The organism is Roseovarius aestuariivivens (assembly GCF_004761875.1).
GTDB classification, from domain to species: domain Bacteria; phylum Pseudomonadota; class Alphaproteobacteria; order Rhodobacterales; family Rhodobacteraceae; genus Roseovarius; species Roseovarius aestuariivivens.
This window is the reverse complement of the sequence record NZ_SJEY01000001.1, coordinates 505437-517592: the sequence shown is the minus strand read 5'-3', so window position 1 is coordinate 517592 and position 12156 is coordinate 505437. Positions and strand designations below refer to the sequence as shown.

The 12156-nt window shown below is 65.1% G+C and carries 13 protein-coding genes and 1 riboswitch; of the genes, 6 read left to right on the top strand and 7 right to left on the bottom strand.

Translation table 11 applies throughout. From position 1 onward, the window contains the following. Positions 1–46 precede the first annotated feature (46 nt). A riboswitch (SAM riboswitch) is annotated at positions 47–125 on the bottom strand. 141 nt (positions 126–266) lie between these two features. Continuing rightward, a complete protein-coding gene (locus EZV60_RS02520) occupies positions 267–1238 on the top strand; it encodes an alpha/beta hydrolase (RefSeq protein ID WP_135501803.1) in 972 nt (323 codons plus the stop codon). Here EZV60_RS02520 and EZV60_RS02515 read toward each other — a convergent pair. From EZV60_RS02515 to ftsY, 5 genes are all read right to left on the bottom strand, one after another. Beyond that, entirely contained in the window at positions 1187–1783 is a 597-nt protein-coding gene (locus tag EZV60_RS02515) for a hypothetical protein (RefSeq protein WP_135501801.1), read from the bottom strand. The genes EZV60_RS02520 and EZV60_RS02515 overlap by 52 nt on opposite strands. A 105-nt stretch (positions 1784–1888) precedes the next feature. Continuing rightward, positions 1889–2494 carry an inner membrane-spanning protein YciB gene (locus tag EZV60_RS02510; RefSeq protein ID WP_135501799.1) on the bottom strand — a complete coding sequence of 202 codons (606 nt, stop codon included), beginning with the start codon at positions 2492–2494 and terminating at the stop codon, positions 1889–1891. Positions 2495–2505: 11 nt separating this feature from the next. Continuing rightward, complete coding sequence (locus tag EZV60_RS02505) at positions 2506–3408, bottom strand: DMT family transporter (protein ID WP_135501797.1); 903 nt, start codon at positions 3406–3408, stop codon at positions 2506–2508. Positions 3409–3433: 25 nt separating this feature from the next. Next, positions 3434–4003 (bottom strand): hypothetical protein, encoded by a 570-nt coding sequence (locus EZV60_RS02500; RefSeq protein ID WP_135501795.1) that lies wholly within the window; start codon positions 4001–4003, stop codon positions 3434–3436. Continuing rightward, positions 4003–5385, bottom strand: a complete 1383-nt coding sequence (gene ftsY, locus EZV60_RS02495; protein ID WP_135501793.1) for a signal recognition particle-docking protein FtsY — start codon at positions 5383–5385, stop codon at positions 4003–4005. The genes EZV60_RS02500 and ftsY overlap by 1 nt, the downstream gene beginning before the upstream one ends. Positions 5386–6018: 633 nt before the next feature. On the opposite strand from ftsY, the gene EZV60_RS02490 reads away from it, so the two are divergent. From EZV60_RS02490 to EZV60_RS02475, 4 genes are all read left to right on the top strand, one after another. Continuing rightward, positions 6019–7086 carry an alkane 1-monooxygenase gene (locus EZV60_RS02490; RefSeq protein ID WP_135501791.1) on the top strand — a complete coding sequence of 356 codons (1068 nt, stop codon included), beginning with the start codon at positions 6019–6021 and terminating at the stop codon, positions 7084–7086. A gap of 41 nt (positions 7087–7127) precedes the next feature. After that, the gene (locus EZV60_RS02485; RefSeq protein ID WP_135501789.1) at positions 7128–7529 is read left to right on the top strand and encodes a hypothetical protein; all 402 of its coding nucleotides are present in this window, start codon (positions 7128–7130) and stop codon (positions 7527–7529) included. 46 nt (positions 7530–7575) lie between these two features. Then, positions 7576–7938, top strand: coding sequence for a hypothetical protein (locus EZV60_RS02480; RefSeq protein WP_135501787.1), 363 nt, complete (start codon positions 7576–7578; stop codon positions 7936–7938). Positions 7939–8147: 209 nt separating this feature from the next. After that, positions 8148–8933 (top strand): sulfotransferase family protein, encoded by a 786-nt coding sequence (locus EZV60_RS02475; protein WP_167853444.1) that lies wholly within the window; start codon positions 8148–8150, stop codon positions 8931–8933. A gap of 7 nt (positions 8934–8940) precedes the next feature. On the opposite strand, the gene xseA is transcribed toward EZV60_RS02475, so the two are convergent. Together xseA and EZV60_RS02465 are read right to left on the bottom strand one after the other, a co-directional pair. Beyond that, positions 8941–10455 carry an exodeoxyribonuclease VII large subunit gene (gene xseA, locus EZV60_RS02470; RefSeq protein WP_135501783.1) on the bottom strand — a complete coding sequence of 505 codons (1515 nt, stop codon included), beginning with the start codon at positions 10453–10455 and terminating at the stop codon, positions 8941–8943. A gap of 63 nt (positions 10456–10518) precedes the next feature. Continuing rightward, a complete protein-coding gene (locus tag EZV60_RS02465) occupies positions 10519–10755 on the bottom strand; it encodes a hypothetical protein (protein ID WP_135501781.1) in 237 nt (78 codons plus the stop codon). A gap of 126 nt (positions 10756–10881) precedes the next feature. Here EZV60_RS02465 and purD point away from each other — a divergent pair, with 126 nt between their 5' ends. After that, a complete protein-coding gene (gene purD / locus EZV60_RS02460) occupies positions 10882–12147 on the top strand; it encodes a phosphoribosylamine--glycine ligase (protein WP_135501779.1) in 1266 nt (421 codons plus the stop codon). Positions 12148–12156 lie beyond the last annotated feature (9 nt).

The following is a 12156-nucleotide window of genomic DNA, read 5'->3' as shown; positions in this document are numbered from 1 at the left end:
GGGCAGCTCGTGCCCAATAAAAAAGCCCCGTGCCGGTCAAGCGAAAGGGGGCTTTCTCCTGACCTCTTTAGCGGTGGTGTTTTACGTGGCCCGCAATCCGGTAACAAATCGCCACACCGTCGAATTACCCTGCGCGAAGGAAGGCGTCAACCGCGCCGCGCAGGGGCGTTGCGTACTTGCTGCGTCACGATGGTGTAACAAAGCTTTTGCTCCCGCGTCATATGTCTTGGGCAGAACCGGACCACAAGATGTAGGGGATCGCGCGCGTGCCGCTGCTACCGATCAACGCCGGGCCCGATGGCCTTTGTCTGCACCTTACGGGCGCCCGTCCGGACGCGGCGTTGCGTGAAATGCGGCACATGACCGGCCCGGTCATCGTGATGGTACACGGCTACAAGTTCGCCCCGGGACATGTCCGCGCCTGCCCGCACCGTCATATCCTGTCGCTTTCACCGCGCCCTGTACGCACCGCGCTAAGCTGGCCGCGCGGTCTCGGTTTCGGCACCGGCGCTGCAGGCGAAGGGCTCGCTATCGGCTTCGGCTGGCCGGCGCGCGGCACGCTCGGACAGGCCTATGGGCGCGCCAGCCATGCGGCCACCGAACTGGCGCACCTGATCGACCAACTGCATGGCCACGCGCCCCACCGTCCGGTGCACTTGATCGCGCATTCTCTCGGCGCGCGCGTGGTCCTCGGCGCTTTGGCGCAGGTTCGGACCGCGGGCGCGCGCCGCATCATCCTGCTCAACGCCGCGGAATACGCACTCGCCGCCGAACTTGCGCTGACCTCGCCCGCCGGGCGGCGTGCCGAGGTGATCCACATCACCAGCCGCGAAAACGATCTGTTCGATTTCCTGTTCGAACGTTTGATTCGTCCACCGGCGCGGGGCGCACGCTGCCTGACCGAGGCCTTTCCGACCCTGCCCAACACGTTGCAGATCCAGATTGATCACCCGGCAGCCCAAAGGCAATTGGCCCGCGCCGGGTTCGATGTGTCGGGCACGCCGTCACGGGTCTGCCACTGGTCGCCCTATCTTCGTCCCGGCGCAATGGCGCTTTACCGCGCGCTTCTTCGCACACCCGAGCGTCTGCCCCTTTCGCAATTGCGCGCCGCGTTGCCCGACCGGCCTGACCCGCGCTGGTCACGTCTCTGGCCGGGATTGCGCCCGGACGCGCCGGGCGCGCAGGTTCAGGCGTGGCTGTCCTCTGCCGGCAAGACCAGAAGCACCATGAACCAGTAGAGCCCATGCACCGCCACCGCGAAAAGCGCCATGCCCGCCACCCAGACCACCAGTTCCTCCGCCGCGATCAGGCTTTCATTGACCACCAGCGTCAGCGCAGCGACCAGGGCGTTAATGCGTAAAAGCGGCACCTTGCGTGCGTCGACCCGGTTATCGACCCGGGCCAGCACTTGGCGCTCGCGCCGCATGCCCAGCGCCATGACCACAAGCACGAATATACAGCCCGCCGACAAAAGGCGCTGACTGAACACAGGCTCGCAGATCACGATCTGCGCTGCGGCCAACGCCACCATGCCCACCACGGGCCAGACAAGCATATTGGTGCGGTCGCGCCCGGGACGGCTCAGCGCGTGTGCCGCGCGCGGCAGACTGCGCCAAATGGCAAAGCTCTGACCCAAGACCATGACCGTCACGAAGGCCCGCTCAGGAGATCCGCCAGCCTGCACGCACATCGTCCAAAGCGACACCATGACGACAATGGGAACGATGGTGGCGGGCCGGAGCGGCGGAACCGAGGCAAGCGCCTCGATGATACGGGAAGACAAACGCATACTCATGCCTGCGACGGTCGTTCCGAATTAAGGCATCGGTAAGACAGAAGCGGGATCGCGCCGCGTTATTTCTGGTGCTATTTCGCGCAAAGGGCGAGTTTAGCCGTCGTCTTTCTCTCCGGTTCCGTGCTCCGCGAAAAGCCGGCCTTGCGTCATGAAGAAGCCGAACACCGCCGCCGTCAGCCCGAAGGTCTTGAAATACACCCAGGTTTCCTCGCTCATCGTCCGCCAGATCACTTCGTTCAGCAGCGCCAGGGCGAGGAAGAAATAGGTGATCCGCTTGGTCAGAATCATCCAGCCACGATCGGTGAGGGGCATCATCCCGTCCATCACGTATTGTAGGTAAGAGCGCCCCTGCAGCAGGCCGACTGCCAGGGTACCGCCGAACAGAAGGTAGATGATCGTCGGTTTCATCTTGAAAAAGCGCGGATCGTTGAACCACACGCTCATGCCGCCGAAAACCACGATCAGAACCGCTGTGACCACCTGCATCTTCGACAAATGGCCGGTCATCCACCAAAGCGCGCCCATGGCAATCAGGAACACCGGGATGAAGCCTGCGGTGACGAAGATAAAGCCGTCATACTCGGTTCCGTTGACGACGAAGACCTCGTCCTTGAACCACAAATACGCCACGAAGAACCCAAGCACCGGTCCGAATTCCAGGGCCGCCTTGATCCCCTTGTTGCCGTTGTCGCCCGCCATGTTCCGCTCCCTTATCCGCCCATTTCAACTATGACCGCGCCGGCGGCAATCAATGCCATAAGCGCAATCCGCCGCGGTCCTACCGTTTCCTTCAGAAAAATCCAGCCGATCGCGGCGGCGAACACGGTCGAGGTTTCGCGTAAGACAGCCGCCTCACCCACCTTGTCAAGACGTGTGGCCAGCATCACCGATCCGAAAGACGCGAACGCGACCAATCCGCCGATCCAGCCGCGCAGGAGCAGTGGCCCAACGGCGGGCCGACCGGGCATCGCGCACCAGCGTCGATAGGCCACGGCCGGGAAGGTCAGGCCATCGATGAAAAAGAACCACGCGAGAAAGGTGAAGGGGTCCGCGGTGGCGCGGATGCCGTACGCGTCATAGGTGGTGTAAAGCGCCACGAAAAGGCCCGTGAGCACCGCAAGACCCAACGCCGCGGGCATTGTGGCACGGTCGACCGTCAGGGTGCGCAAATTGTAGATCGCCAACCCGTAAATCCCCATGAGCAGCACCGCGACCCCGCTCCACTGCATGCCGGTAAAACTTTCCCCGAACAGAAAATAGGCCCCGATCACGGTAAAAAGCGGCCCTGTGCCGCGCACGACCGGATAGACCACCGTGTAGGCCCCGCGCATATAGGCCATCGCCTGCAGCACCTTGTAGGTCGAGTGGATCAGCCAGACGAAAAAGAAGATGATCCACATATGCGGCTCGGGCCAGGGCACGACGAAAAGCGCGAAGGGCGCGGCCATGAGCCCGTAACAGGCATCGATCGCCCCACGTGTCAGCCACGGATCATGCCGCCCCTTCTGCAATGCGCCAAACACGGCGTGCAGCAGCGCCGCCAACAGCGCCAGCGCCATGGCCAGCCGCGCGCCGGCCTCCGTGCCTTCCAGCGAGACGAGCCAGTCGCTCATGCGGCTGGCGGTCGGCAACGCGAGGTCATACCGGGAAGATCATGTTGTTGCGAAAGCCGTCTACCGTTTCGATCTCGGGATAGTCCTTAACCAAAAAGAACACGCGTTTCTTGTCGCCGGGCCGGGGTGAGGCTTCGACTTTGTAGATGTTGTCGTGCGACTCGAGATAGGAAATCACTGGCCCTGTCTCGCCTTTGACATCCACAAAGAACTTGAACTGCGTGCCCAACCGCTTGTGAACACGCAGTTTCACGCGAATTCTACGTACGCCGTTTAAAGGCGGATCGACCGTAACGGCATAGACCCTGTTCTGAAGCTTGCCGTGATGCTTTTCCTGATCGCTGGCAAGCTCGCGCAGATAGGTGTCGTTGCCATACCGGATGAAGAGATATTTTAGCGCCTCGATCTCCGGCGGCACGTCCGGGCGCGCTTCAAAGCTGACCTCGATTACCTTGGTCCTTAGCGAAAGTCGAAAAAGCAGCGCGTCCGAAAGGCGCTGAACCACTGTCCAGACGAAGCGGACGATCGCCGTGACGATGGCGGCGTCCAGCCAGAAACTGGCCGTGCCAAGCGCGTCGATAGCCTCTTGTATCACTAGCGCTCCAGCCCCGTCAGCGCTGCGGCGAATTCCTCGGGATCGAACGGCGCAAGATCGTCGATCTGTTCGCCCACTCCGATGGCGTGAATGGGCAGGCCGAATTTGTCGGCCAAGGCCACCAGCACACCGCCCTTTGCGGTTCCATCGAGCTTGGTCATCACCAGACCCGACACATCCGCAAGTTCCTGAAATGTCTTGACCTGGCTCAGGGCGTTCTGCCCCGTCGTGGCGTCCAGCACCAGAAGCGTGTTGTGCGGCGCATCGGGGTCTTTCTTGCGAATGACCCGCACGATCTTGGCCAGCTCCTCCATCAGGTCCTGCCGGTTCTGCAAGCGTCCGGCCGTGTCGATCATCAGCAAATCCGCGCCGTCCCGTTCGGCCTTGTCCATGGCATCGAAGGCCAGGCTTGCCGGGTCCGAGCCTTCGGGCGCTGTCAGAACCGGAACGCCGGCTCGCTCGCCCCAGATCTGTAATTGTTCCACCGCCGCGGCGCGGAAGGTGTCGCCGGCGGCGATCACCACCGACTTTCCGGCGGCCTTGAACTGGCTGGCGAGCTTGCCGATGGTCGTGGTCTTGCCCGATCCGTTGACGCCCACCACCAACACCACTTGCGGGCGCTTGGGATAAATCGGCATCGGCTTGGCCACCGGCTCCATGATCCGTGCGATCTCCCGCGCCAGAAGCGCCTTGATCTCCTGGCTCGACAGTTTCTTGCCCATCCGCCCCTCGGCCATGTTGGCGGTGACGCGCAGGGCGGTGTCGACGCCCATATCTGCGGTGATCAGCAGCTCTTCAAGCTGTTCGAGCATGTCGTCGTCCAGCACCCGGCGCATGACCGTGCCCTGCTGGCTGCCCCGCCCAAAGAGGCGCCCCAGAAGGCCAGGCTTGGGCCCGTCCGAAGGCGTTGCCGGTGACGTCTCGGGCTCGGGGATGCCCAACGGTTCGGGTTGTGGCGCAGGGTCCATTGGGTGCGGCTGGGGCGGTGCGGGCTGCGGCGGAACTTCCTGCGGGGCGGCGGGCGGCACCTCGCCGGGATCGTGTGGCGGAACATTGTCCGGCGGCGGCACTTCCTCGGGGGCGGGATCCGGCGCGGGCGCAGGTCCCGGATCGGGCACCGGCTCGGGCTCGGGCGGCGGCGTGACGTCGGGGGCGGGATCGGGGATCTCGGTGGGCGGCGCAGGCGGCGTGGGGTCGGGCCTTGGCTCTGGTTCCGGGTCGGGCTGCGGATCGGGCGCGGGCGGCGGATCTGGCGTCGGGTCCGGCTCGAGCGCGGCGACGTCCTCCTCCTCGCCTCCTTCTTCGACGATCGCGTCCAGCCCTTCTTCGAGCTTGGACGACGACCGCGTCAACTTGTCTTTGAGCTTACGAAAAAAGGACATGCTCCCCCCCGGGATCGGTCTGACCCGTCCAGTTAAACCTCCCGCGCGCGGATGAAAAGACGGCATTGACCCAGCGTGCGCCCGCGCGGTCGTGATCCGATGCGCGCCTTCGCCTGAACTGGCCTTGCCTCCCGCCTGTCACGGTCTCGCTCGCACCTTCCGCGTGACGCAAGCCTAATCCCCTGTCCACGTCGGCAGAACCTTGGGCCATCCAGAGGACCTTTTGCGTAAAGAGAAAACGCGCGGCCGATAAATTCGCGCGCATGACACGCAATCGTCAGCGTCTCATCGGCGGCGAGACGCCCGATTTGATGTTCCGCAAGAGCTGCGCCAGCGCGGAGAACGGCTATATCTTGGCCTGCCTCGGCCGTATGGAGTGCGACACCGCATTACGCGACTGCTTGGCGTTCAGGGCTGCAGGCTGCCTATGTGCGGTTTACGCGAACCGGATATGAAGAAAGCTTATTTTAAGTTGTGTAAAAAATATATCGCTCCCCCCTTAGCTGAAATGGCGCGACACACAGACCACGGTGACGCGTCAAACGCCATTTAACCGTGCCGCCATACCTTGAGCGAATCGTCATTGCCGCCAAGTTGATCCTTGCCATTCTGCAGACCACGGACCCCGCCCCAATGCGCCTTTTCACCCTTGCCACACTGATGCCCGCCGCGCTGATCGCGCTTGGCGTCTGGCTGGGCGGCGTCTGGCCGTGGCTTGCCGTGGGCTACCTGACCGTGCTCGTCTTCGCGCTCGACCGGCTGATCGCGGTGGAGGCGGTCAATGCCGATCCCGACGCGGAATTTCCCGCCGCAGACGTACTGCTCGTGGCCCTCGGGGTGACGCACTTCGCTGTCCTTGCACTGGCGCTTTGGGCCATCGCTGGCCCAAGCGGCCTGAGCGCCGGCAAGACGGCCCTGATCGCCATCGCGGCCAGTCTGATGTTCGGGCAGGTTTCGCACCCCGTCGCGCACGAGCTGATCCACCGCAATCACCGGTCCAAACGCCTGCTGGGCCGTCTGATCTATACGTCTCTGATGGTGGGCCACCATGCCAGCGCGCATCTGCGCGTGCACCATGTCCATGTCGGCAGCGACGCCGACCCCAACAGCGCGCCGCGTGGCGAAGGCTTCTACCGCTACGCCCTGCGCGCCAGCGTGCAATCCTTTCTCGCGGGTCTGCGCGCGGAAACGCATCTGCGCTCGGGCCGCAAGCGCAGCCCGTTGAGCCATCCTTACGTGCTTTACGTGGCCGGCGGCTTGGCCATGCCCGTCGCCGTAACGCTCTGGGGCGGCGGACCCGCGCTGGCGGGCTATCTCTTCATGGCGCTCTACGCGCAGGTGCAGATCCTGATGTCGGATTACGTGCAGCATTACGGGCTACGCCGCCGCACGACGCCCGATGGCCGGCTCGAACCGGTGGGGCCGCGCCATTCGTGGAACGCACCGCACTGGTTTTCCTCGGCGCTGATGCTGAACGCGCCGCGCCATTCCGATCACCATACCTCGCCCTCGCGTCCCTACCCGGCGCTCCAACTTGACCGGGGCGAGATGCCGATTCTGCCCTACCCGCTTCCGGTTATGGCCGGACTGGCGCTGTTACCGCCGCTCTGGCGGCGTGTGCTGGACCGGCGGCTGGTCCGCTGGCAATCCGATGCCGACGCCGCCACCGTACCGGGCGCAATCGCCACACCCGGGCAATGATCCGTTGATCCCGCCCCCGCGCCTCTGACAGAGTGCGAGTCATGACCCGTCTTATCGCCTTTCTCGCACTAAGTATCGTGTGGTTCGCACCCGCACAGGCGCAGCCCGGCATGAACGCGGCCGAATTCGATGCCTACACGCGCGGCAAAACGTTCTATTACGGATCCAACGGCGCGCCCTACGGCGCGGAAGAGTATCTAGACGACCGCCGCGTGCGCTGGTCCTTTCTCGATGGCAAATGCCAGGAGGGATACTGGTACGAAGAGGCCGGCCTGATCTGCTTCGTCTACGAAAACAAATCCGACCCGCAATGCTGGAGCTTCCGGCGTGGCGCGGGCGGGATGATCGCCCAGTTTCGCAACGACCCCGCACAAACCATGCTCTACGAGGTCGAAAACACGGATGAGCCACTCATGTGCCTGGGGCCGGAAATCGGCGTCTGAAGGGCGCTTAGCGGTTTCTTCACTGCCCCGGGTCTAGCTTGCGACTATGACCCAGACCGCTCTCTCGCCCGGCTACGACGCCCTTCGCCCCGCCATCGCCCGCCAGATCGCCGACGGCGCGATCAAACCCGCACTCTTGACGCTGATCGACCTGTCGCGCCGCCTGCCGCCCGATCCGGCGATCTGGGACGACATGGCAAGCTGCGACTGGGCGCTCGGCGATGCGGCCACGGCGATCGAGCTTGCAGATCTGACCGCCAATCACCTTGGCACAGACCCGCCTGCCTGGGGCAAGCTGGGTGCGATGGCGCTGTCCGCGGGCGATCAGGCCGGCGCGCAGGCCGCTTTCGAGACCGCGCTGCGCCACAAACCCCGGGAGGCCAAGCGCTGGCCGCGCTCAACCGTCTGACACCATTTTCCAAATCAAGCCCGCGCACGGCCAGCCTGCGCAAGATCGCCGCCGACCGCCATGCGTCACGGCCCGCCCGCGCCACGGCGTGCAACGCGCTCGGACGGATCTAAGGCCACGCCGGACATGACGCCGCCGCCTTCCGCCACTTCACGCGGGCAAGGGCGCTGTCGCCGGGCCGCTACGACGCGGCGGCGGTCGACGACAGGGTGGACGCACTCTGCCGCGAGGCTCCGGCCGGTCCGGCGCGAACCGCCGGTAAAGATGAACCACGCCTTGTCTTCATCTGCGGCCTGCCGCGTTCGGGAACGACGCTGGTCGAAAGTATTCTTGCGCAGCATCCACAAGCCGAAAGCCTGGGCGAAAGTCCCGCACTGGCACGGCTGACAGACCGCGCCCGCGCCTCCGATGCGCCCGATGACCGGGACCTTCGCGCACAGAATCTCGCGATGCACATGGCCCGGCGCACCACGCCCCCGCCCCAGGTTCTGATCGACAAGACACCGCTCAATCTTTTCGAGCTGGGCCTCGCGCGCAGGCTCTTTCCCGACGCTCGCATAATCTTCCTGTCACGCCATCCTCTCGATACGGGCCTGTCCAATTTCACCACCAATTTCCATGCCGCGCACCCGTTCTCGCATCGGCTGGACACGATCGGACACATGACCCGGGCCGCCTATCGCGCCGCCGCCCATTATGCCACGGCGCTTGGGCCCGCGTTCCGGCGTCAATCCTTCCGCGCGCTTGTCACATCGCCCGAGCCGCAAATCCGGGCACTTCTTATGCATGTTGGGCTCGACTGGGATTCGGCCTGTCTTTCGCCCGAACGGCGCGCAGGCATTGTCGGCACCGCCTCACTCACACAAGTGCGAGCGCCGATCTCCACAGGCGCGCTCAACAAATGGACGCCGTATAGAACGCAGTTGCAGCCGTTGATCGACGCGTTGGGCGGCTGGAACTGGATCGAGGATTGGGCCCGCGCGGACTCCGCGTGATCCCGGCTCAGAAAAGACTGCCCTGCTCCGGCGGCTTGGGCTTCGGCGCCCCGGATTTGGACCTTTTCGGCTTCGGCGTGCCCTCGCCCGACGGACCACCACCAGACCCGCCGCCGACCGTCAGCCGCCCGTCGGCGAATTCGATTTCCAGCGCCAGCGCCGCCTCCGCCGCTGCTTGTGTCGTCACTACCGCACCATCGCCGCGCACGACGGCGTATCCGCGTTGCAAGGTCGCCTTGTAGCCCAGCGTCTCGCGCAGACGGTCGGTACTGTCGAGCTTTTCGCGCAGTCCCGAGACCTGCCGCGCGCCTGCCCGGGCGAATTGCGCAACGATCCGGTCGAAATCGCGCCGTTTCTGCGCGGTATCCCGCTGCAGAGCGCCGATATTGAGCCGGGCCGCCGTGTTTGCCAGCCGCCGGCGCTCGGCTTCAAGCCCGCTGCGCAAAAGACCGGGCCGCAGCACGCCGGCGCTGCGCGTCAGCTGCAGTTCACGCGTCCGGACCAGCGCGCGCAAAGCCTGAGGCAGCCGGTCCCCGGCCACGTCGAGCCGCTGACGCGCGCTTTCGGTCAGGCTTTCGGGACGCGGCAACGCGCGCGACAGATCCCGCAACCGCTGATCGCGCGCGCGGACCTGTCCCGAGAGCGCCTGCAAAAGCCGCGCCCCCTGCGCGTCGAACCAGTTCAAAAGGTCGAGCCGTACCGGCACCGCCAGTTCCGCCGCCGCCGTGGGCGTCGGCGCGCGCAAATCGGCGGCATGGTCGATCAGCGTCGTGTCGGTCTCGTGTCCCACGGCCGAGATCAGCGGGATCTCTGACGCTGCTGCCGCACGGACAACGCTTTCCTCGTTAAACCCCCAGAGATCCTCGATCGACCCACCGCCGCGCGCCACGATGATCAGGTCGGGCCGGGGCAGCGCGCCGCCGGGTGCGAGCCGATTGAATCCTTCGATCGCGCGGGTGACCTCGGGCGCACAGCGCTCGCCCTGCACGGCCACGGGCCAGATCAGCACTTTGCGCGGGAACCGGTCGCGCAATCGGTGCAGGATATCGCGGATGACCGCGCCCGACGGCGAAGTGATCACGCCAATCACCTCGGGTAAAAACGGTGGACGCCGCTTGCGTTCGGCGGCGAAAAGCCCCTCGGCAGCCAACGCCGCGCGCCGCTTTTCCAGCATCGCCATCAGAGCGCCCATGCCGGCAGGCTTGAGATCCTCGATCACCAGTTGATAGCGCGACTGCCCGGCGAACGTGGTCAGGCGCCCCGTCGCCACCACTTCCATGCCCTCCTCGGGCTGGACGCTCAGACGGCCAGTCACCCCTTTCCAGATGACACTGGCCAGAACCGACCGGTCGTCCTTGAGATCGAGGTAAAGATGCCCCGAGCGCGGCCGCGAGACACGACCCACCTCGCCCTTGACTCGCACATGCGCGAATTCGCCCTCGATGATGCGTTTGATCGCGCCCGAAAGCTCCGAGACGGAAAATTCCGGCGCGTTGCCCGGCGCGTCGTCCAAAAGGTCCATGCCTGCCTCGTGTCGCTGCTTCGCGCGTCAGCTTAGGCGAAGCGCGGAGCGGGGAAAACCACCCTAGGCCAAGCTGTCCTCGGGATCGTCGCTCTTGATATAACACTCGGGACAGCAAAGCGCACAGGCATTGAGCGGCGCATAGGTCTTCGCCGCCTCGGCCACCGCGGTTTGGCAGTCGCCGAAAACGCCCAGCTCGACCATCTCCTGATCGGGCCGGACCTGACAGCTCTCGGCATGTACGAAATGCTTGCCCTCTTGGGCCGGGGCCTTGGTCACGAGATATGTCGTTTCGATCATTCCGGCCTATCCTGTCGGGACGCCACGGGAGCGGTCTTGCCACGCCCAAGACCACCCGATAAGCCGTATCTTACCTCTATGACGTGCCGGTGACAGGGCAGCGGCGGAAGGATCGAAAGGGCAGCGATGAACATTCTCATTCTCGGCGGAGGCGGACGCGAGCACAGCCTGGCCTGGGCGGTGATGCAGAACCCCAAATGCGACAAGCTCATCGTGGCGCCGGGCAACGCGGGGATCGCGCAGATCGCCGAATGCGCCAGCCTGAAGATCGAGAACGGTACGGCGGTCGTGAACTTCTGCGAGGCCAACGCCATCGACTTCGTCATCATCGGCCCCGAGGCGCCACTGGCCGCCGGCGTGGCCGACCGTCTGCGCGATGCGGGCTTTCTGGTCTTCGGCCCGTCCAAGGCGGCGGCGCGGCTCGAGGCCTCCAAGAGCTTCACCAAGGAGATCTGCGACGCGGCAGGCGCGCCAACGGCATCCTACGGGCACTTCACCGACGCGCAAAGCGCCAAGGCGCATGTGCGCAGCATGGGCGCACCCATCGTCGTCAAGGCCGACGGCCTGGCCGCCGGCAAAGGTGTGATCATCGCCGAGACAGTGGCCGAGGCCGAGGCCGCCATCGACGACATGTTCGGCGGGGCTTTCGGCTGTGCTGGGGCCGAGGTGGTGATCGAGGAATTCATGACCGGCGAGGAGGCGTCTTTTTTCGTGCTCTGCGACGGCGAGACCGCCCTGCCGATCGGCACGGCGCAGGACCACAAGCGCGCGGGCGAAGGCGACACCGGCCCCAACACCGGCGGCATGGGCGCCTATTCCCCCGCGCCCATCCTGACCGATGCGGTGGCCGAAAAGGCGCTGCAGCAGATCATCCGCCCCACGCTGCGGGAAATGGCGCGCCGAGGCACGCCCTACACTGGCGTGCTCTATGCTGGCCTGATGATCGAGAATGGCGCGCCGCGGCTGGTGGAGTATAATGCGCGGTTCGGGGACCCGGAGTGTCAGGTCCTGATGATGCGACTGGGCGGGCAGGTGCTCGACCTGCTGCAGGCCGCAGCCGAGGGACGGTTGGCCGACTGCCGGGTGAACTGGGCCGAGGATCACGCGATGACCGTGGTGATGGCGGCAAGCGGCTATCCCGGCACCTATGAGAAGGGCAGCGAAATCAAGGGCCTGGATCGTTGCGCCGAGGACAGTTTTCACATGGTGTTCCACGCCGGCACCGCCGAGGACAAGGGCCGGATCGTGGCCGCCGGGGGCCGCGTGCTCAACGTGACGTCCCGCGGCGACAGCCTCAAGGAGGCCGCCGAGCGGTGCTATGCCATGGTCGATAAGATCGACTGGCCCGAGGGGGTTTACCGGCGCGATATCGGCTGGCGCGCGCTCACTTGAGGATCGAAT